A 20,614-nucleotide genomic window follows, 5' to 3' on the forward strand; every position below is an offset into this window, starting at 1 on the left:
TTGACGCTCTGTCAACATCCAATTTATGCGAATTCTCAATCCTTACAGGATTCGTTTATCCTATCCGTAAACCAGTATAGACAGATTTTTCGTATAAGTCAAGTTCGATCGAAAAAGCGGCACAATCTCCAGATTGCTCTTTCTCTTAGATAAGAGAAATTACAATCCATAAAATGGCATCAGTCAAAGATCTATCTGCCTATGAAAAATGAAAGAAGCCGATGCGGCATGCCGCATCGGCTTCTGATCGTTTTAAACCAGGGATTACTTGCTCGCTTCGTAAACCGCAACCGCGCAGGCAACGGTGGCGCCGACCATGGGGTTGTTGCCCATGCCGATCAGGCCCATCATTTCCACGTGCGCCGGCACGGAGGAAGAACCCGCGAACTGCGCGTCGCCGTGCATACGGCCCATGGAGTCGGTCAGGCCATAGGAAGCCGGGCCAGCGCCCATGTTGTCCGGGTGCAGGGTACGGCCGGTGCCGCCGCCGGAAGCAACGGAGAAGTAGCGCTTGTCGTTCTCGATCGCCCACTTCTTGTAGGTGCCCGCGACCAGGTGCTGGAAGCGGGTCGGGTTGGTGGAGTTACCGGTGATGGAGACGTCCACGCCCTCCTTCTTCATGATCGCAACGCCTTCCAGAACGTCGTTCGCGCCGTAGCATTTGACAGCCGCGCGCTCGCCGTCGGAGAACGCCTTCTCTTCCACAACGGTCAGCTCGTCGTTGAAGAAATCATAATCGGTCTTCACATAGGTAAAGCCGTTGATTCTGGAGATGATGTAGGCGGCGTCCTTGCCCAGGCCGTTCAGGATGATGCGGAGCGGCTCTTTGCGGGCGCGGTTTGCCGTCTTGGCAATGCCGATAGCGCCTTCTGCGGCGGCAAAGGACTCGTGGCCCGCGAGGAACGCGAAGCACTTGGTCTCATCGCGGAGCAGTCTTGCGCCGAGGTTGCCGTGGCCGAGGCCCACCTTGCGGTTTTCCGCAACGGAGCCCGGGATGCAGAACGCCTGCAGGCCGATACCGATCGCCTCAGCGGCGTCGGCAGCGGAAGAGCAGCCCTTCTTGATCGCAACCGCGCAGCCCAGGGTATATGCCCAGCTGGCGTTTTCAAACGCGATGGGCTGAACGCCCTTTACAATAGTATCCACATCGATTCCTTTGCTGAGGCAAAGGTCGCGCGCTTCTTCGAGGCTGGCAAGGCCATACTCGGCAAGACACGCTTCGATTTTGGCAATTCTTCTTTCTTTACCTTCAAACTTGACATCGTTAGCCATGTAAGTTGTCCTCCTTTATTCTGCTTTCTCCGGCGATTCCCCAAAACAGGAACCCGCCGTGTTCGGAAAGTTCGGTATGTTCCCTGCCGGATTATTCTTCGCGCGGGTCGATGTACTTTGCCGCGCCGTCAAAGCGGCCATACTGGCCGATGTTCTTTTCGTAAGCGGTCTTCGGGTCCACACCGTGGCGGATATCTTCCATCATCTTGCCAAGCTTGACAAACTGATAGCCGATGACTTCATTATTTTCATCCAGAGCGGTCTTCAGAACGTAGCCCTCAGCCATTTCCATGTAGCGGACGCCCTTTGCGCCGGTGCTGAACATGGTGCCGACCTGGGAACGCAGGCCCTTGCCGAGGTCTTCAAGGCTGGCGCCGATCGGCAGGCCGCCCTCGGAGAACGCGGTCTGGCTGCGGCCGTAAGCGAGCTGCTTGAAGATTTCGCGCATGGCGACGTTGATCGCGTCGCAGACGAGGTCGGTATTCAGGCACTCCAGCAGGGTTTTACCCGGCAGGATTTCAGCGGCCATCGCGGCGGAATGCGTCATGCCGGAGCATCCCAGCGTCTCAACCAGCGCCTCCTGTACAATACCGTCTTTTACGTTCAGGGTCAGTTTGCAGGCGCCCTGCTGCGGCGCACACCAGCCCACACCGTGGGACAGGCCGGAGATGTCTTTGATTTCATAGGATTTTACCCATTTGCCCTCTTCCGGGATCGGCGCGGGGCCGTGGTTCGGGCCTTTGGCAACAGGACACATTCTTTCCACTTCATGGGAATAATTCATATCGGTACTCCTTTCGGTTTCAAGTTTCCTTGGTTTAACCAACATACATACTGATTATAAGCTTTTTTGCAAAGTTCTGCAACACCTTTTTCGCGCCTGCGGCGGTTTTCCCGGCAGGCCGCTTCGATTAGAAAACCAGAACCAACACGCCGGAGGACCTCTTTTAATCATCCCTACCGGCGTAATCCAGTATTACCTTTTGGCAGTCCCTGCAAATCCATGCGGGAAATAAAAAGGAACCGAACGCTTTATTCTCCAACAGCACTTCGTCCTCCTGCGGCAAAACGGACACGCTGTGCCTGCGTTTCACCCATGCGATCCGTTGGTTGCCCTGCAGAAAGCCCTGCTCCATTTCCCTGCCGCATACGGGGCACTTCATATATACGCCTCCCTGTCGCTCAGCATGATTTATATCCTTTTCATCCGGAACCGCTCAACGGCCCCCGGGAACAGCCGGTTCAGCAGCGCAAAGGTCAGCCAGCCCAGGCAGGCCCCCAGCGTGTTCAGGATGAGGTCGTCCACATCTGTGGTGCGGAAGCTGAACAGCTGCAAAAACTCGATCAGGAACGACACGCCAAACCCGCACAGCAGCGCCCAGCGGAACGCCTCCCGTTTTTTCCACAGAAGCGGCACACAGAAGCCAATGGGCACAAACATGCCGATGTTGCCCCAGATATTGATGAGCAGCTCGCTCGCCGTTCCTCTGCTCCAATAGATCAGAATGGTCCGCAGGGGAATCAGATTCACTTCGCCGCGAACCGTAAAATCCCCGCGGAACAGGAAGTCCAGCGAAACAGTCACCGACGCCAGTCCCGCCAAAAACAGCACGAGCAAAATTACGCCGGTTTCGTGCAGGGCCGTCGTTTTGTGTCCCTTCTTCCGGTGATAAAAACAGACGCCCAACCGCAAAAGCAAAACCACCGGGATCACCGGCAGCAGGTCAAGCAGCATGGATTGTAAATAAAGCAGGATCAGTTTCATAAAGTCCCTCCGTGTATTTTCTTCAGCATACCACAAACGGCGGGAGACTTCCTGCCAAAACTGTTGCCGATTTCTTAATTTTTCCAAACGATTGGAAACGCCAAATACCCGTTACCGGCCGATATGTCAAATATATTCACCTATTTTTACATTTAAAAGAACATAAAAACCCATTCTTTCTTTTCTCCGCGGTTTTCAGTCCGATTCATAAATATCCCTACGATGTCCGATTGTCAAGATAAGGATGACGACCTTGCCGTCCTGTATCTCGGCGATCAGGCGGTAATCGCCTACGCGATACCGCCATTGGCCGCTCCGGTTCGCCGTCAGCCCTTTTCCATGCAGGCGCGGGTCGGTGCATCCCTCCAAATTTTTTCTGATCCACGCCGTGATAAAAAGCGCCGTGTGCGGATCAAGCTTTTTCAGCGCCTTTAACGCTTCCCTGGTAAATTCCACACGATACGTCACCTGAGCCCCAGCTCCTTTTCGACTTCTTCCAGAGAATAGGTCACAGGATCTTTGCGGAATGACTGCATCGCCTTTTCATATACTTTCAGGTCGTACTCCTCTTCCATGCGTTCCAACACGGACTGGCGCACAAGCTCCGAAACCGACATGCCCTTCAGCTCCGCATATTTCTTGATCAGCAGGAAATCCTCGTCGTTCAGTCTTAAAGATATGGTCATATACATGCCCTCCTTGTGTAATACATTGTATTACACAACACTTTGTTTTTCAACCGCTTTTTTCAAAAGGAACATCAGGGACGGCAGGCATTATTCAGAAGCTTCTTTCGATTCCTGTTCCAGCACTTCAAGGCCCATTTCGATCAACTTAATAACTGCTACCGTTCTATTTGGCATTCGGTTATTAAAACGATAGTCGTCAATTCTTTTAAGAAGATCATTATCCACGGTTATTGTAAATCTTGTTTTATTGTTTTCCATACTTTTCACCTCAGTATCATTATACATAAGTTCACCTAATATGTAAAGGTGAACTTGCGCAAGTGAACTTTATTCTCCTTTTGTTGACTAATCACCTAATCATCTTTATAATATAATCATACTATCATCTTTTCATCTTGCATATAAAGGAGGATACCTTATCATGAAATCAAACATAAAGTTTACTATGTCATTATCGCAGGACTTGGTGAAAAAAATTGACGAACTGAAACAAAAAGAATTTTGCAGCCAAACAAACAATGAAGTATTTCTTCAACTGATAAACCTTGGTCTTGAAACGGCGGAAAAAACACAGAAATAGGCCTGATTTTCTCTGAGCTGTGCGCGCGGCTGACCTTTGTACAGGCATTTTATTTTTTCCATATCTTACCTTTCCGCACGGGTTACCCGACCATACAATTACTTCGTTTTTTCTTCCTATTATGATATTCTTCTATACAAGAGGTGAGAACAATGTTGGATGAAGGTGCATTGAGAGCGATTGGCCAGAGGCTTAAAAAGTACCGTTTGCAGGCGGGGATGACACAGAAACAGCTGTCGGAAATACTGGACATTGATGAACAATATTACGGGCAGGCTGAGCGCGGCGTAAAAAAGCTGAGCCTTGAAAAGCTGATGCTTTTTTGCACTTATTTCCAGATTCCCCTCGACGATATCATTAAGATTGATGCGAAGGATGAGGACGACCCCATAAAGCGCGCTTACATATCAGAACTCTCCCAATTGTTGATTGATTGCACAAGAGAAGAGCTGGCCATGATCATTTCGATGGTGAAAAATATTGACCTTCTCAAAAGGGGTATTTAATGGAACTCAAAGACGTCCTTCGCAAACTCCGCCTGCATTACCGGTACTATCAAAGGGAACTTGCCGAATATCTGGAAATCGACCGCTCCACCTACGCCTATTATGAAAGCGGAAAAGCCACTCCGCCTCTGGATACGCTGCTTCAACTCAGCGACCTGTACGGTGTGACGCTCGATTTCCTTGTCGGCAGGGAATGGGCTGTATTGGGTTCTTGCACAAAGAGAGAGAAGCAGGAAGGTGAATAAACTTCACCTTCCTGCTTCTCTCTTTTATTTGTTTTAACCACACAAAAAACGACGTACCCTGCTCCGCTGTCCAAAGGGCTGAAGCGTGGTACGTCTTCTGTATCTGTTATAATCGATTTGTTGGCATTTGTAAACCTTTTTATTTTTTTCTTTCTTTTACCGTCACATGCACGGTGTCCCCCGGCTGTTTGCCGATTTGGACGCGGATGTCCTTGCGCAGGCCCAGGATATGCCCCGGCGTGCCCATCCGCACCAGCGAGCCCCGGTATTCCACCCCGTCAAACGTCGCCGTGACCGGCACGCGCCCCCTGCCGAATTCCTGCTTAACGTCAAACGGGATTTCCACATACGCCCCGTCGATGTCCGGCACCTTTTGGATCACCGCGTCAAATGTATAGACTGTTTCGTTCATACTGTCCCTCCCTTGTGCAACCTCTGCAAGTATTTTTACAGATAACGCGGGCTAAATTCATGAAGCGCCAAAATATTTGCCATGGTATTGTCAAATTACATATGTTAAGATACAATGGAGAAAATTTGATTCTTTGTGAGGTACAACAAATGAACGCAACCTGTCAGAAAGCAAGAGGCTTTATATACCGCAACGCCAGGCCGCTGGACCTGGCCCGCTGGCAATACCACTTTGAGGACGGGAGCAGGGAAGCGGTACTCCGCGCCCTGTCCTTCTATCAGAACGAGGACGGCGGTTTTGGGCACGCTCTGGAGGCGGACGCATGGAACCCGCACTCCTCGCCCATCCAAACCTGGGTCGCCACGGAGATTCTGCGCGAAATCGATTTTACAGACCCGGCGCACCCCATCGTCAAAGGGATTTTGCGCTATCTGGAAAGCGGAAAGGATTTTAACGGTTCCTTCTGGTATAAAATTGTGGAAAGCAACAACGCGTACCCGCACGCGCCCTGGTGGTATACCGACGCGGACACGACCGACCACAGCGATTACAACGCCACCGCCTGTCTGGCCGGGTTCATCCTCCGGTTTGCCGAAGCGGACAGCGCGCTGTTCCAAACCGCCCGGCGCGTTGCGCGGGAAGCTTTTGCACAGCTTGCCGACGGGCAAAGGGAAAACGGCCTGCACACCCTCACCTGTTACTGCCGGCTTTTGGAGTATCTGGAAAGCGCCCGCCGGTATGATGTGATCGATCTGCCCGCCTTAAAGGAATTGCTGCGGAAGCAGGTGCACGACTGCATCACACAGGACACCGCCGAGTGGGAAACCTCCTATGTCTGCAAGCCGTCGCAGTTCCTGAACCGCCCGGACAGCCCCTTTTATGCGGACAACCGGGCGATTGCCGACTATGAATGCGACTTTATTGTCAAAACGCAGCTTGCAGACGGCGCCTGGAACATCCCCTGGGACTGGGGCGGCGCATATGAGGAATGGGCCGTCAGCAAAAACTGGTGGAAATCCGACCGCATCCTTTTGAACCTGCTCTACCTGAAAGGCTTTGGAAAACTATAACGCCATGGAAAAGGAACCGCGGAACGGTACATGTTCCCGCGGTTCCTTTGTTTCTTTCTATGGGTCAAAGCAGCCGGCACGGCTGTAAGTCGTTCCGTTTTACCGCACGGGTCGCCACGTAAGTGGGAACGTTGTGCTCCTTCAGGTTGCCTTCTTCGTTTGTATCTTCCTGAATATGCGTCAGGATGAACCCCGCCTCCAGCTGGCCCCCGATCTGCTCGTCCAGCGTATGGGAGAACTGTACGCCGCTGTTCGTTTCCATCAGCTGTTTCATCTGCTCCGCATGTTGCAGCGGATTGAACGGCAGAGTATTCAAAAGCATCTTTTCGTCGTTATCGAACAGGTAGTTCACCCCGTTGTCAAAGCCCGCCAGCAAAACGCCGCCGTCCTTTAAAACGCGGTAGCATTCCCTGAAAATCGGTTTCACCTGTTCCACATAACAATTGGAGACCGGGTGAAAAATCAGGTCGAAGCTCTCATCCGCAAACGGCAGCGGTTTCGTCATGTCCGCGCGGATAATCTGAATGTCATAGCCTTCCCGGTCCGCAACCATGCGCTCGGACTCCAGCTGCTTTTCGGAATAGTCGAACACGGTACAATTCGCGCCCGCCGCCGCAAAAAGAGGCATCTGCTGCCCCCCGCCGCTCGCAAGCCCCAGCACCTTTTTTCCTTTCAGGCTGCCAAACCAGTCCATCGGCACGGCCTTGTTGGGCGTCAGCACAACGCTCCAATCGCCGCGCGCCGCGCGTTCGCATTCCTCATGCGAAACAGGGATGCCCCAGGTCCAGCCGTCTTTTACCCATTGGTCGATGGTTTCTGCATTGATATTTTGGTAATCCATTGGTTTCTCCTTTTTTACTCTCTTCCAAATGCTTCATATGACATTTGAAACGCCTCTTTTCATAAAGCGACCCGCGCGCCGAATGCGCGCATACGGTCGTGTTCCAGTGTAAAGCATTCCATTTCAATTGTCAACAAAAGCCAAAACGGGCAGGACGCAAACGCATCCTGCCCGTTTCTGTTTATTTTTTGTCGTCAAACATTTCCTTGAGCTTATCAAAGAAGCCCTTGCGCTTCTGGTAATTCTTTTCCTCCGCGCTGTCGTCGAACTCCTTCAAAATGTCCTTCTGCTTCTGGGAGAGGTTCTTCGGCACCTCGATGGTCATGCGCACAAACTGGTCGCCGCGCCCTCTGCCGTTGATGTGCGGGATGCCCTTGCCCTTGAGCTTGAACACGTCGCCGGGCTGGGTTCCCTCGCGCACCTGATAACTGACCTTGCCGTCGATGGTGGGAACCACCACCTCCGCGCCCAAAGCCGCCTGCGTGAAGGTGATCGGCATTTCGCACCAGATGTCGTCGCCCCGGCGCTCAAAGATCGGGTGGGGCCGCACGTTGACATAGACGTGCAGGTCGCCGTTCGGGCCGCCGTTGCTTCCGGCGTTGCCCTGCCCGCTCACGTTGAGCATCTGATCGTTGTCGATACCCGCGGGAATGTTGATCTCAATGGTCTTCTGGCGGCGGACTCTGCCGCTGCCCTTACAGGTATCGCAGGGCGTCTCGATGACCTTACCTGTACCGCCGCAGCGGTCGCAGGTGCGGGCCGTCTGCACCATGCCGAACGGCGTGCGCTGGTTGATGCGCACCTGCCCGCTGCCGCCGCACTGGGAACACGTCTTCGCGGAGGTGCCCTTCTTTGCGCCGCTGCCGCCGCAGTCCGCGCAGGCGTCCACCTTATTAAAGGAAACCGTTTTGTGGCAGCCCTTCGCCGCCTCTTCAAAGCTTATGTTGACAACCGCTTCCGTATCGCTGCCGCGGCGCGGCGCGTTCGGATTGGCCTGGCGCTGCCCGCCGAAGCCTCCGAAGAAGCTGTTAAATATATCCCCCAGATCGATGTCGCCGCTGAACGGGCTTCCGCCCCCCGCGCCGCCGCCGAAGTTGGGGTCTACGCCCGCATGGCCGAACTGGTCATACCGGGCTTTTTTATCTTTATCGGAGAGTACCTCGTACGCCTCGTTGACTTCCTTGAATTTGGCCTCCGCTTCCTTGTCGCCCGGGTTGAGGTCCGGGTGGTATTGCTTGGCAAGCTTGCGGTAGGCTTTTTTAATTTCGTCATCGGTGGCGTTCTTCGGCACGCCCATCACTTCATAAAAATCCCTTTTATCAGCCACACCTATCACTCCTAAAAGGCGCAGCTTCCTTTTCAAGGCCCGGTTCCCGTGGGCCCTGACGTTCTACGCCAACACAAATTTCAGCCGCGGCAAAAGGCCGCGTTCTCTATCATAGCAGGTTTTTGGCCCGCCGACAATCGTTTTCGACAGAATTTTCCCATATCCCTGTTACGGCTGAAAGCTGCTGCGGGCGCGTTCCCGTGCCCGCAACAGCCTGTCGAACCATTTAAATACTCAAACCGGGAGCAGCCTCCGGCGCGAAACGCCTTATCCCTCCTGCGGGGGAAAGGGCCGGCCGTGCATACAAACTCAGTTTGCGTCGTCTACGTCTTTGTACTCCGCGTCATACACCGGATTGCCGTTCGCATCCTGCGCCGGTGCGCCCGCGTCGCCCGCCGGGGCAGCGCCCTCCTGCGGGGCGGCCGCTTTATACATCTTCTCAGAAGCTGCATACAGGGCCTTCTGCAATTCCTCGGTGCGGTTCTTGATGTCGTCGATGTTGTTCGCGGAAATCGCTTCCTTCACGGAAGCCGCTTTCGCCTCCAGATCGGTCTTGTCGGCAGCGTCCATCTTGTCGCCGCTGTCCTTGATCAGCTTTTCAACGGAATAGCAGAGGTTCTCCGCCTCGTTCTTCGCGTCGACTTCCTCACGGCGCTTCTTGTCTTCCGCCGCAAATTTCTCCGCATCCTGCACCGCCTTATTGATATCGTCCTTGCTCATGTTGGAGCTGGAGGAAATCGTGATGTGCTGCTCCTTGCCGGTCGCAAGGTCCTTTGCAGAAACGTTTACGATGCCGTTCGCATCGATGTCAAACGTAACCTCAATCTGGGGGATGCCGCGCGGCGCGGGCGCGATGCCGTCCAGCTTGAACAGGCCAAGCTGCTTGTTGTCGCGGGCAAACTCACGCTCGCCCTGCAGGACGTTGACCTCAACCTGGGTCTGGCCGTCCGCTGCGGTGGAGAAAATCTGGCTCTTCTTGGTCGGGATCGTGGTGTTGCGCTCGATGACCTTGGTCATGACGCCGCCCATCGTCTCCACGCCCAGGGACAGCGGAGTGACGTCGAGCAGCAGCAGGCCCTCGACCTCGCCGCCCAGAACGCCGGCCTGCAGGGCCGCGCCGATGGCGACGCACTCATCCGGGTTGATGCCCTTGAACGGGTCCTTGCCAGTAAAGCTCTTGACCGCATCCTGCACCGCCGGGATTCTGGAGGAACCGCCGACCAGCAGCACCTTGTTGATCTGGCCGATCTGCAGGCCGGAATCCTTCAGCGCCTGGCGCACCGGACCCATGGTCTTTTCCACCAGATCAGCGGTCAGCTCGTTGAACTTTGCGCGGCTCAGGGTCATATCCAGATGCTTCGGGCCGGTCGCGTCCGCTGTGATAAACGGCAGGTTGATCGAAGCGGAGGTCATGCCGGAAAGCTCGATCTTTGCCTTCTCTGCGGCTTCCTTGAGGCGCTGCATGGCCATCTTGTCGCCGGTGAGGTCGATGCCGGATTCCTGCTTGAAGGTCATGACCATCCAGTCCATCACGCGCTTGTCGAAGTCGTCGCCGCCCAGGCGGTTGTTACCGGCAGTCGCCAGAACCTCCTGCACGCCGTCGCCCATCTCGATGATGGAGACGTCGAAGGTGCCGCCGCCCAGGTCGTACACCATGATCTTCTGCTCGTCGCCCTTGTCGATGCCATAGGACAGCGCCGCCGCCGTCGGCTCATTGATGATGCGCTTGACGTCGAGGCCCGCGATCTTGCCCGCGTCCTTGGTCGCCTGGCGCTGTGCGTCGGTGAAATACGCCGGAACGGTGATGACCGCGGAGGTCACCTTCTCGCCCAGATAGGCTTCCGCGTCCGCCTTCAGCTTCTGCAGGATCATTGCGGAAATTTCCTGCGGGGTGTAGCTCTTATCGTCAACGCTCACTTTATAGTTGGAACCCATTTCCCTTTTGATCGAGGAAATGGTGCGGTCCGGGTTGGTGATCGCCTGGCGCTTTGCCACCTGGCCGACCATTCTCTCGCCGGTTTTGGAAAACGCCACGACGGACGGCGTGGTTCTCGCGCCTTCCGCATTGGCGATCACGACGGGCTCGCCGCCTTCAATAACTGCTACGCAGGAGTTTGTTGTACCAAGGTCAATACCAATTGTTTTACTCATAATACGTTTCCTCCAATATCATTCGGTTGTATTTTTATCATCTATCTGTCGATGGGGTCCGGGAGCGAATCAGTTGGCGACAACGACAACCGCGTGCCGCACGACCTTGTCTCCCATCTTGTATCCCTTCTGGAACACCTGCGCGATGACGTTTTCGTCCGCGCTTTCGTCGTCAATATGGGATACCGCATTGTGAATATCCGGATTGAACGCTTCCCCTACCGCGCCCATCTCCGCGACGCCGAGTTTTTCCAGCGCCTTCAACAGCTGCGCCTGGACCATTTCCACGCCCTTGCGCAGGTCCTCCACACTGCATTCCTGCTGGGCCAGCGCACGCTCCAGGTTATCCGCCACCGGCAGGAATTCCTGAACGGCCGCCGCCGTCGCATCGGTATAAATTGAAGCCTTTTCGCGCTCCGTCCGCTTGCGGAAATTGTCGTATTCCGCGGCGGTGCGCAATAACTGGTCTTTCTGCTTTTTCAGGGCCGCCTCCGCTTCGTCCAGCTTTTTCTGCATCTCTTCTTTCTCCGCCTTGGCTTTCTTGCCGCCAAAGCCTCCTTTGTCCTTCTTTGCTTTTTCCGCCTGAACCTCGGGCTGTTCTGTCTCCGGCTCCGCGACGGTTTCTTCCTCCGCCTGCGGGTTCTTTTCCTCCGTGTTCACTTTTGCCCGGACCCTCCTTTATTTCGTCATTTGCACCCTGGGGCGCTCTCTATATTAAAAATCGTAATCCATCAACTCTGTCAGCATTTTCCCCACGGAATCGGAAAGATATTCCATATGGGCAATCACTTTTGCGTAGTTCATGCGCATCGGGCCGATGATCGCCAGCGCGCCCGCGTCCCGCCCGCCGATGGCGTACCGGGAAATCACCACGCTGGAATCCTTCAGCTCCGGCCGCTGGATTTCGTCACCGATCAGCACCTTGACCGTTTTGGTCCGCTGCTCCAGCAGACGGTTCAAATCGTCCTCGCGCGCCAGAAAATCCATCACGCGCCGCGCCGTCAGCGCCAGGTCGGGGTAAAACAACAGGTTGGTCTGACCCTCCATGCGGATTTCCGCCTGCATGGAGTCCCGCGCCACATCCAGCACCGCCATAAACGCGGACGACATCAGAATCGCCATCTCGCCCATGGAGGCCGCCAGCGTCTGCATGAACGCCGGCGTCACCGCCGACACCGGAAGCCCCGCCAGCTTTTCATTGAACACGCGGAAGAACACCCGCAGGATTTCCTGCGACAGATCAAAGTCGCAGTGGAATACGCGCGTCTTCATCGTGCCCGCGGAGGTCATCAGGATGACCATCGCCGTGCGGCGGCTCGTCTGCACGAACTGCACCGCCCGGATGTCCGCCGAACGCCCGCTGGGCGTCGTGGAAATTGCCGCGAAACGGGTCGTGGCCGCCAGCGCGCGGGAAACGCCGTCCAGCAGCTTTTCCGGATCGTACGCGCTGGAGAGCAGCAAGCTGTCCAGATACCGTTTTTCCTCGCGCGTCACCGGCTTGCGCTTCATCAGGCTGTCAATGTACACGCGGTAGCCCTTCTGCGAGGGCACGCGCCCCGCCGACGTATGCGGCTGCTCCAGCAGCCCCATTTCCGCCAGGTCGCTCATCTCATTGCGGACCGTCGCTGAGGAAACGGCAAAATCGAGGTTGTCACAAAGCGCCTTTGAACCGACCGGCTCCCCCGTGGCGACATACAGTTCCACCACAGCCGCCAAAATCTTTTTCTTTCTCTCGCTGAGTTCCAAGCCTCTCACCTCTTTTGCGTTTAGCACTCTATTTGTTTGAGTGCTAACTCTAGATACTAATTTATCATTACTTTGCCCGATTGTCAATAAGATAAATGTAAATTAATTATGAATCTAAAGACAGGATTTCCCAAAACCTGCATAAAAAACGGGAAAGCCGCGGTATTTTCCGCACCTTTCCCGTATATTTGATTGAACATATTACGAATTGTATAGAATTTCCGATAAAAGCGCGTTGGAGACCAGGAATCCGCGCGGGGTAAACCGGAAGCCGCCGCCGTCGCACTCCGTCAGCCCCGCCTGCTCATACCGCTTTGCGGCGCGCTTCCAGGGATCGGGGACCGGCGTTCCGTAACGGGCGCCATAGGCGTCGTCCCGCAGGCCCTCCGTCAGGCGCAGCGCCAGCATGGCGAATTCCTCCGGACAGCCCGCGGGCATCTCCGGGTCGCCGTCCTCCACCGGCGCAGCGCCCGCCAAAAACGCGCGCAGATCCCGTTCATAATAGAAGCGCTTTCCGTTCAGAAACGAATGCGCCGCCGGACCGAGTCCCAGATATTCCTCGCAGTGCCAGTATTTCAGATTGTGGCGGCTCTCGCGGCCCGGCCTGGCAAAGTTCGAGATTTCGTACTGTTTCAACCCGGCCTTTTCGAGTTCCTCACATGATAGCAGGTACAACGCACAGGATTCGTCCTCGTCCGGCAGCAGCAGGCTGTCCCGCTGTTTGTCATAGACCGTGCGCGGCTCGATCTTTAATAGATAAGCGGAGACATGCTCCGCCCCCATGTCCGCACAGAAGGCGATGGACCGCCGCAGGCTTTCCCGGTCCTGTCCCTGAATACTGAGCATCAAATCCAGCGAAATATTTTGAACGCCCGCCCGCCTGGCGTCACGCACCGTCTTCGCCGCCTGCGCCGCTGTGTGCCGCCGACCCAGCAGGCGCAGCTCTTCGTCATTGGCAGACTGCAACCCGATAGAAAGCCGGTTCCCACCGGCGGAAACAAAGCCCTGCAAAAAATCTTCCAGATGGTCTCCGGGGTTGACCTCCGCTGTAATCTCCGCGTTGTCCAGCCCAAAGCAGGCCCTTGCCTGCTCGATCAGCCGGGCAATGCGCGCCCCACCGAGCAGTCCGGGCGTGCCGCCGCCAAAATAGAGCGTATCGGCGGGCCTGCCGATACGCTCCTGTTCGTATTTTATCCGTTCCACTATACAATTTGTATAATCATCCAACATTTCTTCCGATCCGTGCACGGAATAAAAGTCGCAGTAAGGGCATTTTTTCTCACAGAACGGCACATGGATATAGCATCCGATCTTATTCATCCAGCTTCAACACGCTCATGAAGGCTTCCTGCGGCACCTCGACCGTACCGAGCTGGCGCATGCGCTTCTTGCCTTCCTTCTGCTTTTCCAACAGCTTCTTCTTTCGGGTGATGTCGCCGCCGTAGCACTTGGCCAGAACGTCCTTGCGCAGCGCCTTGACCGTCTCGCGCGCGATGATGCGCCCGCCGACGCACGCCTGAATCGGCACCTCAAAGAGCTGGCGCGGAATTTTTTCCCGCAGCTTTTCCGCCATCTTGCGGGCGCGGGGATACGCCTTCTCCGCGTGGATGATGAACGACAGCGCGTCGACCACCTCGCCGTTCAGCATGATGTCCAGCTTGACCAGGTCGCTCTTTTGATAGCCCGCCAGCTCGTAGTCAAAGCTGGCGTAACCGCGCGTACGGGATTTCAACGCGTCAAAAAAGTCATAGATGATTTCATTCAGCGGCAGTTCGTAGTGAATGTCCACGCGGTCGGTGTCGATGTAGCTCATATCCTTGAACACGCCGCGGCGCTCCTGGCACAGGTCCATGATATTGCCAACGTATTCCTTGGGCGTGTAGATGTGCGCGTTGGTAATCGGTTCATCCGCCTGCGCAATCAGCGACGGGTCCGGATAGTTGGTCGGGTTGTCGATGGAAATCATCTCTCCGTCCGTCTTGGTGATGTGATAAACCACGCTCGGCGCGGTTGTGATGATGTCCAGATTGTATTCCCGCTCCAGCCGTTCCTGGATAATCTCCATGTGAAGCAGGCCCAGGAAGCCGCAGCGGAACCCAAACCCCAGCGCAATGGAGGTCTCCGGCTCAAAGGAAAGCGCCGCGTCGTTCAATTGCAGCTTTTCCAGCGCGTCGCGCAGGTCGGGATACTTCGCCCCGTCCGCGGGGTAGATGCCGCAGAAAACCATCGGCTGCACCGCGCGGTAGCCGGGCAGCGGCTCCGTGGCAGGGTTGTCCGCGCGCGTGATGGTGTCGCCCACATTGGCGTCCTTGACTGCCTTGATCGACGCGGTGATGTAGCCAACCTCTCCGGCCTCCAGATAGCCGGTCGGCTCAAAGCAGGTAGCGCGCATATAGCCGCACTCCACCACCGTGAATTCACTTCCGACGCTCATCATGCGGATGGTGTCCCCGGCGTGGACGCAGCCGTCCTTTACCCGCACATGCGCGATGACGCCCTTGTACGCATCGTAATAGGAGTCAAAAATCAACGCGCGCAGCGGATCGTTTTCATTCCCCTCCGGCGCGGGCACATGCTTGACAATCTGCTCCATGACCGCGCCGATATTGGTCCCCATCTTTGCGGAGATACACGGCGCTTCGTCCGCCGGGATACCGATCACGTCCTCGATTTCCTGGCGCACGTGCTCCGGCTGCGCGCTGGGCAGGTCGATCTTGTTGATAACCGGCACAATTTCCAGCCCGGCGTCCACCGCCAGATAGGTGTTGGCCAGCGTCTGCGCCTCGATCCCCTGGGAGGCGTCCACCACCAGCACCGCGCCCTCGCACGCGGCCAGCGAGCGGGAAACCTCATAGTTGAAGTCGACGTGGCCGGGCGTGTCAATCAGATTGAACACGTAGTCCTGCCCGTCCTCGGCGTTGTACACCAGCGTGACGGCATGCGCCTTGATGGTGATGCCGCGCTCCCGCTCCAGGTCCATGTCGTCCAGGATCTGGTCCTCCATGTCGCGCAGGGAAACCGACCTGGTCTGCTCCAAAATGCGGTCTGCGAGCGTGCTTTTCCCGTGATCAATATGTGCAATGATACTGAAATTGCGGATTCGTTCGCGTGGTACTGACAAATGAATCACCCGTTCTGTTTAAAAATCAAATCGTTCCCGTCCATATTCCTTGATCGTCTTCGGGAAACTTTGTTGCTCTCATAATAGAGTATTATACCACAGAAATTCGCGCACTTCCAGCATTCTATCATTGGATCGCCTTCCGCCTGTCCGATCATGACACCGGCTGACCATACTTGGACGGCTTCGGCTTGCTGGGCGGGTCGTCCGGTCCTTTTTTCTGCAAACCGTCCAATTCGTTTGTAAGCGCCTGCCCGGCAGTTTCCGCATCGCTGTCATGGATCGATTCATCGCCGGGTTCCACAAAGTCAAATTCCACGTAAAGCGTCTCCCCGTCAAATTGATTCCCGTAGCGGTAATGGCCCGGCTGCAGCGCGTCTTTCCCGTAGAAATAGACGGGTGCAATTTCATGCTTCCCGGTGGAATGCGGCTGAATTACAAAGGCGATATCGTGCCATGCGGCGTCCGGCAGGTAGGCGAGCTTTTCCCAGCTTCCGTCCTCATTCTGTCTTTCCAGCCAGTAATCTTCGCCAAAAGTCATCTCCTCATCCGTCGGGTTGCTGATTAGAATTGTGATCGTCTCTGCATCCAAAGGAACCGGGTCTTCCTGAACGGACAACGCCCTTATGGCGCGCGCCTGCATCAATGCAGGCGGCTGTGCCGCAGGCGGGCTGCTCTGCGAGGGCGCAGGTCCGCAGACTATCACGTCTGGTGTGCGCGATTGCATAGGTCCTATACTGTTTGCCGCACAGCCAGATGCCGCCAAACACGCCAAAACCAAAACACCTGCAACAATTTTCCTTTTCATCGCACTTCCTCCTTTACAGATATCATTCTATAGAGAATACAAGTCAGAGATGGAAATTTTTTCAGCGCGCCCCGGCTGTTGGCAGGGATTCCTGCATAAAATGCCAGCGATTTCCTCATACTAAAGCCGAGGTGAAACATATGGAATATCTCTGGGCATTTCTGATCGGCGGCGCGATCTGTGTCGTCGGCCAACTACTGATCGACTATACAAAACTGACCCCCGCCAGAATCCTGGTTCTGTTTGTCACGCTGGGCGTCGTGCTGGGCGGACTGGGCCTGTATCAGCCGCTGGTGGACTTTGCCGGCGCGGGCGCGACGGTACCGCTGACCGGCTTCGGCTATGCGATGGCAAAGGGCACGCTGGAAGCCGTGCAGCAGCAGGGGTTTCTGGGCGTCTTTACCGGAGGCATCACGGCAGGCGCGGCGGGCATCGCGGCGGCGGTGTTCTTTGGCTATTTAGCCGCCTTGTTTTCAAAACCCAAGGATAAAGGATAACCGCTACCTTCGCTATGGCAAATACGCGTACAAAGGCCTGCGTATTCTGCAGGGGCGCATTTTCTGGACGCTCCTGATGGAGTACGGAAAACTGGTCTGGCGCAAAACACGCGACGACTTCAACAAAATGCGGGAGCGCCGCAAAAACAGGAAAAAGAAAACGGGCAGGTAATCACCTGCCCGTATCATTTCCCGCCTGTTTCCGGATTAACCCGTCTCCCCAAACCGTTCCTTACTGGATGGAACAATCCAGGTAGTGCTCAAGCTCTTCTTCGTCCTTCTTTTTCTTTTCAAAGAAAAGGACGACTGCCACTGCTGCAGCGGCGACTGCGGCCATTGCGGAGAGTATGGTAATAAAAACAGCAAAGTTGTTTCCCTTTTTCAAATCGAGCACCTCCATTTTTTATGAGCGCTGATACAAGCTCCGATTGGTTGAACCCATTTTGCAGGGCTTGTATACCCTCTTATCATTTATATAATATGATAACCGCTTCCCATAAAAAAGTCAAATGAATTTCCGGTTGGAAACCATTCCCGCCGAAAAGCAACAAAAATTAGAAAAAGCAGAGCATGCGCTCTGCTTTCAGCTTTCCATCGCGTATTCAATTACGCCTGTGCGGCATTCAGCTTGCGGGCAAGCGCAGCCTTCTTTCTGGCGGCGTTATTCTTGTGCAGGATGCCCTTAGCGGCAGCCTGATCAATCTTCTTCACCGCAACGCGAACGGCTTCCGCCTTGTTCTCCGCGTTCGTATCCAGAGCGAGGTCCGCCTTCTTGATCTCAGACTTCAAGCTGGACTTGAAGGATTTATTGATCAGCGTCTTTGTCGCAGTTACCTTAACGCGCTTCTTTGCAGATTTAATATTCGGCATGGTTCCACCTCCTTTGGTGCTGTCATATGAAGTTTATTTTATCACCATATATACGAAAAATCAAGCTTTTTCAAAATAAAAGTACAAGGAGAGATTGAAATGGAATTTCGCACCGACCTTGCCCTGGAATACACGGAACCGGGCAGCCAGAAGGTAGAGCAGAAAAAGAACTGCACGATCACCCGCATTAAGGAAAACGGCGCGGACTACGTCACGCTGGAGGTGCCCGCCATCTCCGACCATCTCGACAGCAACAACGCGCTGCTGCACATGCTGAGCGACGAACTGACCACCCTGCTGCCGGAAGAGGGCCTTGTTCTGGTGGCAGGTCTGGGCAACCGGGCCATTACACCGGACGCGCTTGGGCCGCAGACCGCGGAGCAGGTGCTTGCCACACGCCATATCAAAGGAGAAATCGCGCGTGTAACCGGGCTGGACGGCCTGCGCCCCGTCGCGGTGGTCAGCACCGGCGTATTGGGCTGCACCGGCGTGGAGACGCGCGAACTTCTCTCCGCGCTTGTAAAAGAGTTCCAGCCCGCCGCGCTGATTGCGGTCGACGCGCTGGCTGCCCGGAGCCTGAAACGATTGGGCTGCACCATTCAGCTCAGCACGGGCGGCATTTCCCCCGGCTCCGGCGTGGACAATGCGCGGCCCCAGCTCAGCCGTGAAACACTGGGCATACCGGTCATCGGCCTGGGCGTGCCGACCGTCGTGGACGCCGGCACCCTCGCCGCGGACCTGCTGGGGCGCGAAGCGCCGCGTGAGAAAGTCGCGCCGCGCGGCGCGACGATGGTCGTCACTCCCCGTGAAATCGACCTGCTGATCCACCGCGCCGCGCGCACGGTCGCAATGGCAATCAACACCGCGCTGAACCCTTCCCTCTCCGTCGAAGAATTTACCATGCTCGCCGGTTGAGCAGGCTGAGCCTGCATGCACGGCGCGGGCGGACGTTCATTTATGACAACAGCCACGGATGTCCGCGACGGAAAGAATACGCTCCCGTGTGCACGGCACAGCCGGCAATCCGCTGAAAATCCGAAGAGAAAGTGAAAAACAAAGCTTCACCGGCAATATAACGCACACAAGACATTGCACGTCCTGACCAGAGGTCCGGAGGTCTGTCAAAGGGACCTCCCGCATACACATAGATGATAGGCGCGGTCTTTCCGCGCAGAATTGTGAATGGCGGGGGATCGTAAAAATGAAAAATTGGCAACAATACGGACTGATGCTGTGTTCCGCCGCGCTGGCTGTGGTAGCGGTTTTCTGTACGGCGTGCCGTCTTCCGGAACTCCATATGCAGGACGCCGCGCTGGCCGCGGCCGGCTTCATCCTGCCGGGCGGCGCAAAGGAAGCGATCGAACACGGCTTCGCCAGCGAAGAAACCACCGCGTCCCCTGCGCCGGCGCCCTCTTCTTCTTTGCCTCCGCCGTCAAGCGCCGCTCCTTCTTCCTCAACGCCGCCCAGCGCAGTATCGTCCGCACCGGCGGGCGCTCTGCCCACCAAAACGCTGGATGAAACGGTGACAGGCAGTATAAAGGAGATGAGCATCGGGAATTCCGGCATTCAATATGAAAACATGTGGGTGAAAAACACCAACAAAAACCATACCATTGACATTCCGGCCGTATTAAGCGAACAACCGGCGGTCAAAATAAAAAAAGACGGTTCCATACAGGTATTGATCTACCACACGCATACCACGGAAGCATACGCCGGTTCCAGCCGCACACAGGACAATTCCCTGAACGTGGTCTCGGTTGGCGAAGAGATCACGAAAAAGCTGGAGGCCGCCGGAATCGGCGTGGTGCACGACACCACCTGCCACGACTATCCCAGCTACAACGGTTCTTACGACCGTTCCGGCGAAACCATACAAAGGAATCTGGAAAAATATCCGGGGATTCAGGTGACGCTCGACATCCATCGCGACGCCATGGGCACACAGGATGGTACACGCATCAAACCAACCGTTCTGGTGGACGGCAAAAAGGCCGCACAGGTCATGATTATCTCCGGCTGCGACGACGACGGCACGCTTGGGTTCCCCAATTGGGAGTACAACCTGCGCCTGGCAACACGATTGCAGAAGTCGATGTCCGACCTGTACCCCAGCCTGGCGCGCCCGCTCAATTTCTGCCCCCGTAAATACAACGAGCATATGACCAAAGGCTCCCTCCTGGTGGAATTCGGCACGGAGGTCAACACGCTGGAAGAGGCCAAATATGCCGGCCAGCTGTTTGGAGACGCGCTGGTGAAAGCGCTCAACCAGCTCACCTGATCCAGAGTTCTGGAAAGGACGTTTGAAATGAAAAGGAAAGGCAATTTCCGCATCTTTCTCGTTTCGTTTTATTGTACGCTATGTCTGCTGATTCTCGCTGCCGGAATTTTGCAGGTGGATTATTATTCGCGCCAAACCGGTTTTGGAGATCATAAGACGTTAATTTACGCATTGACCGGAAAAGACCTTCATCTTTGACAACATACAGCCTGTCTGTTCACAAAAAATTAACCGGTCCCGCTTCCTGGCAGTCCCCGGCTCCGGTTGCTTTCTTATCGGAATATGGTATAATAACCTCACGGCGTTACCAAAATCAGAGATTTTGACGCCTGAGAGAACATTGTTCCGTTGTGATGGAGGCTCCGCCTCTTCATGGAATAATAACTTCAAAGCGTTACCAAAAACAGAGATTTTGTCTTCTTATAGAACACAG

25 protein-coding genes are annotated in these 20,614 nt (G+C 55.3%); 7 read left to right on the forward strand and 18 right to left on the reverse strand.

The annotated features are described in order from the left end of the window. Nucleotides 1-264 precede the first annotated feature (264 nt). The 7 genes from I4V53_RS09730 to I4V53_RS09760 form a co-directional block, all read right to left on the reverse strand. Complete coding sequence (locus I4V53_RS09730) at nucleotides 265-1,272, reverse strand: GGGtGRT protein (RefSeq protein ID WP_195985503.1); 1,008 nt, start codon at nucleotides 1,270-1,272, stop codon at nucleotides 265-267. Nucleotides 1,273-1,363: 91 nt separating this feature from the next. Beyond that, on the reverse strand, nucleotides 1,364-2,056 hold the full coding sequence (locus I4V53_RS09735; protein ID WP_050697044.1) for an iron-sulfur cluster assembly scaffold protein: 693 nt from the start codon (nucleotides 2,054-2,056) through the stop codon (nucleotides 1,364-1,366). 163 nt (nucleotides 2,057-2,219) lie between these two features. Then, a complete protein-coding gene (locus tag I4V53_RS09740) occupies nucleotides 2,220-2,435 on the reverse strand; it encodes a PF20097 family protein (RefSeq protein WP_195985504.1) in 216 nt (71 codons plus the stop codon). Between the two features lie 29 nt (nucleotides 2,436-2,464). Then, nucleotides 2,465-3,037 carry a VanZ family protein gene (locus tag I4V53_RS09745; protein WP_195985505.1) on the reverse strand — a complete coding sequence of 191 codons (573 nt, stop codon included), beginning with the start codon at nucleotides 3,035-3,037 and terminating at the stop codon, nucleotides 2,465-2,467. A 195-nt stretch (nucleotides 3,038-3,232) separates the two neighbouring features. Continuing rightward, complete coding sequence (locus I4V53_RS09750; protein WP_195985506.1) at nucleotides 3,233-3,505, reverse strand: type II toxin-antitoxin system RelE family toxin; 273 nt, start codon at nucleotides 3,503-3,505, stop codon at nucleotides 3,233-3,235. Further along, entirely contained in the window at nucleotides 3,502-3,723 is a 222-nt protein-coding gene (gene relB / locus I4V53_RS09755) for a type II toxin-antitoxin system RelB family antitoxin (RefSeq protein WP_195985507.1), read from the reverse strand. Before relB ends, I4V53_RS09750 begins: the two co-directional genes overlap by 4 nt. 90 nt (nucleotides 3,724-3,813) lie before the next feature. Further along, nucleotides 3,814-3,984, reverse strand: a complete 171-nt coding sequence (locus I4V53_RS09760; protein WP_195985508.1) for a hypothetical protein — start codon at nucleotides 3,982-3,984, stop codon at nucleotides 3,814-3,816. A gap of 163 nt (nucleotides 3,985-4,147) precedes the next feature. On the opposite strand from I4V53_RS09760, the gene I4V53_RS09765 reads away from it, so the two are divergent. The 3 genes from I4V53_RS09765 to I4V53_RS09775 all read left to right on the forward strand — a co-directional run bounded on the left by I4V53_RS09765 (nucleotide 4,148) and on the right by I4V53_RS09775 (nucleotide 5,057). Continuing rightward, the gene (locus I4V53_RS09765; RefSeq protein ID WP_195985509.1) at nucleotides 4,148-4,306 is read left to right on the forward strand and encodes a hypothetical protein; all 159 of its coding nucleotides are present in this window, start codon (nucleotides 4,148-4,150) and stop codon (nucleotides 4,304-4,306) included. Nucleotides 4,307-4,458: 152 nt separating this feature from the next. Next, complete coding sequence (locus I4V53_RS09770; protein ID WP_195985510.1) at nucleotides 4,459-4,812, forward strand: helix-turn-helix domain-containing protein; 354 nt, start codon at nucleotides 4,459-4,461, stop codon at nucleotides 4,810-4,812. Then, nucleotides 4,812-5,057, forward strand: a complete 246-nt coding sequence (locus tag I4V53_RS09775; protein WP_195985511.1) for a helix-turn-helix transcriptional regulator — start codon at nucleotides 4,812-4,814, stop codon at nucleotides 5,055-5,057. The genes I4V53_RS09770 and I4V53_RS09775 overlap by 1 nt, the downstream gene beginning before the upstream one ends. A 139-nt stretch (nucleotides 5,058-5,196) precedes the next feature. Here I4V53_RS09775 and I4V53_RS09780 read toward each other — a convergent pair whose 3' ends face one another. Further along, nucleotides 5,197-5,469 carry a DUF1905 domain-containing protein gene (locus tag I4V53_RS09780; protein ID WP_195985512.1) on the reverse strand — a complete coding sequence of 91 codons (273 nt, stop codon included), beginning with the start codon at nucleotides 5,467-5,469 and terminating at the stop codon, nucleotides 5,197-5,199. A gap of 149 nt (nucleotides 5,470-5,618) precedes the next feature. On the opposite strand from I4V53_RS09780, the gene I4V53_RS09785 reads away from it, so the two are divergent. After that, nucleotides 5,619-6,539, forward strand: a complete 921-nt coding sequence (locus I4V53_RS09785) for a hypothetical protein (RefSeq protein WP_195985513.1) — start codon at nucleotides 5,619-5,621, stop codon at nucleotides 6,537-6,539. A gap of 64 nt (nucleotides 6,540-6,603) precedes the next feature. Here the strand turns inward: I4V53_RS09785 and I4V53_RS09790 are convergent, their stop codons facing one another. From I4V53_RS09790 to I4V53_RS09825, 8 genes are all read right to left on the reverse strand, one after another. After that, nucleotides 6,604-7,380 (reverse strand): class I SAM-dependent methyltransferase, encoded by a 777-nt coding sequence (locus I4V53_RS09790; protein ID WP_195985514.1) that lies wholly within the window; start codon nucleotides 7,378-7,380, stop codon nucleotides 6,604-6,606. Nucleotides 7,381-7,561: 181 nt separating this feature from the next. Beyond that, nucleotides 7,562-8,707, reverse strand: a complete 1,146-nt coding sequence (gene dnaJ / locus I4V53_RS09795) for a molecular chaperone DnaJ (protein WP_195985515.1) — start codon at nucleotides 8,705-8,707, stop codon at nucleotides 7,562-7,564. A gap of 309 nt (nucleotides 8,708-9,016) precedes the next feature. After that, complete coding sequence (gene dnaK / locus I4V53_RS09800) at nucleotides 9,017-10,858, reverse strand: molecular chaperone DnaK (RefSeq protein WP_195985516.1); 1,842 nt, start codon at nucleotides 10,856-10,858, stop codon at nucleotides 9,017-9,019. A gap of 69 nt (nucleotides 10,859-10,927) precedes the next feature. Beyond that, the gene (gene grpE, locus I4V53_RS09805) at nucleotides 10,928-11,518 is read right to left on the reverse strand and encodes a nucleotide exchange factor GrpE (protein WP_195985517.1); all 591 of its coding nucleotides are present in this window, start codon (nucleotides 11,516-11,518) and stop codon (nucleotides 10,928-10,930) included. 54 nt (nucleotides 11,519-11,572) lie between these two features. Continuing rightward, the gene (gene hrcA, locus I4V53_RS09810) at nucleotides 11,573-12,604 is read right to left on the reverse strand and encodes a heat-inducible transcriptional repressor HrcA (RefSeq protein ID WP_195985518.1); all 1,032 of its coding nucleotides are present in this window, start codon (nucleotides 12,602-12,604) and stop codon (nucleotides 11,573-11,575) included. Between the two features lie 201 nt (nucleotides 12,605-12,805). Continuing rightward, nucleotides 12,806-13,924, reverse strand: coding sequence for a radical SAM family heme chaperone HemW (gene hemW / locus I4V53_RS09815; RefSeq protein ID WP_195985519.1), 1,119 nt, complete (start codon nucleotides 13,922-13,924; stop codon nucleotides 12,806-12,808). After that, the gene (gene lepA / locus I4V53_RS09820) at nucleotides 13,917-15,725 is read right to left on the reverse strand and encodes a translation elongation factor 4 (protein WP_195985520.1); all 1,809 of its coding nucleotides are present in this window, start codon (nucleotides 15,723-15,725) and stop codon (nucleotides 13,917-13,919) included. Before lepA ends, hemW begins: the two co-directional genes overlap by 8 nt. Nucleotides 15,726-15,879: 154 nt before the next feature. Further along, a complete protein-coding gene (locus I4V53_RS09825; protein WP_195985521.1) occupies nucleotides 15,880-16,533 on the reverse strand; it encodes an immunoglobulin-like domain-containing protein in 654 nt (217 codons plus the stop codon). Nucleotides 16,534-16,673: 140 nt separating this feature from the next. On the opposite strand from I4V53_RS09825, the gene spoVAE reads away from it, so the two are divergent. After that, on the forward strand, nucleotides 16,674-17,030 hold the full coding sequence (gene spoVAE, locus I4V53_RS09830; RefSeq protein WP_050697026.1) for a stage V sporulation protein AE: 357 nt from the start codon (nucleotides 16,674-16,676) through the stop codon (nucleotides 17,028-17,030). Between the two features lie 232 nt (nucleotides 17,031-17,262). Here spoVAE and I4V53_RS09835 read toward each other — a convergent pair whose 3' ends face one another. Further along, nucleotides 17,263-17,415, reverse strand: a complete 153-nt coding sequence (locus I4V53_RS09835; protein WP_195891764.1) for a hypothetical protein — start codon at nucleotides 17,413-17,415, stop codon at nucleotides 17,263-17,265. A gap of 221 nt (nucleotides 17,416-17,636) precedes the next feature. Next, the gene (gene rpsT / locus I4V53_RS09840) at nucleotides 17,637-17,900 is read right to left on the reverse strand and encodes a 30S ribosomal protein S20 (protein ID WP_050697025.1); all 264 of its coding nucleotides are present in this window, start codon (nucleotides 17,898-17,900) and stop codon (nucleotides 17,637-17,639) included. A 99-nt stretch (nucleotides 17,901-17,999) separates the two neighbouring features. On the opposite strand from rpsT, the gene gpr reads away from it, so the two are divergent. Both gpr and spoIIP read left to right on the forward strand, forming a co-directional pair. Next, on the forward strand, nucleotides 18,000-18,815 hold the full coding sequence (gene gpr / locus I4V53_RS09845) for a GPR endopeptidase (RefSeq protein ID WP_195985522.1): 816 nt from the start codon (nucleotides 18,000-18,002) through the stop codon (nucleotides 18,813-18,815). A 286-nt stretch (nucleotides 18,816-19,101) separates the two neighbouring features. Continuing rightward, complete coding sequence (gene spoIIP / locus I4V53_RS09850; protein WP_195985523.1) at nucleotides 19,102-20,181, forward strand: stage II sporulation protein P; 1,080 nt, start codon at nucleotides 19,102-19,104, stop codon at nucleotides 20,179-20,181. Nucleotides 20,182-20,614 lie beyond the last annotated feature (433 nt).

Origin of the sequence: Clostridium sp. D33t1_170424_F3 (genome assembly GCF_015667585.1) — a bacterium.
Classification (GTDB): domain Bacteria; phylum Bacillota; class Clostridia; order Oscillospirales; family Acutalibacteraceae; genus Anaeromassilibacillus.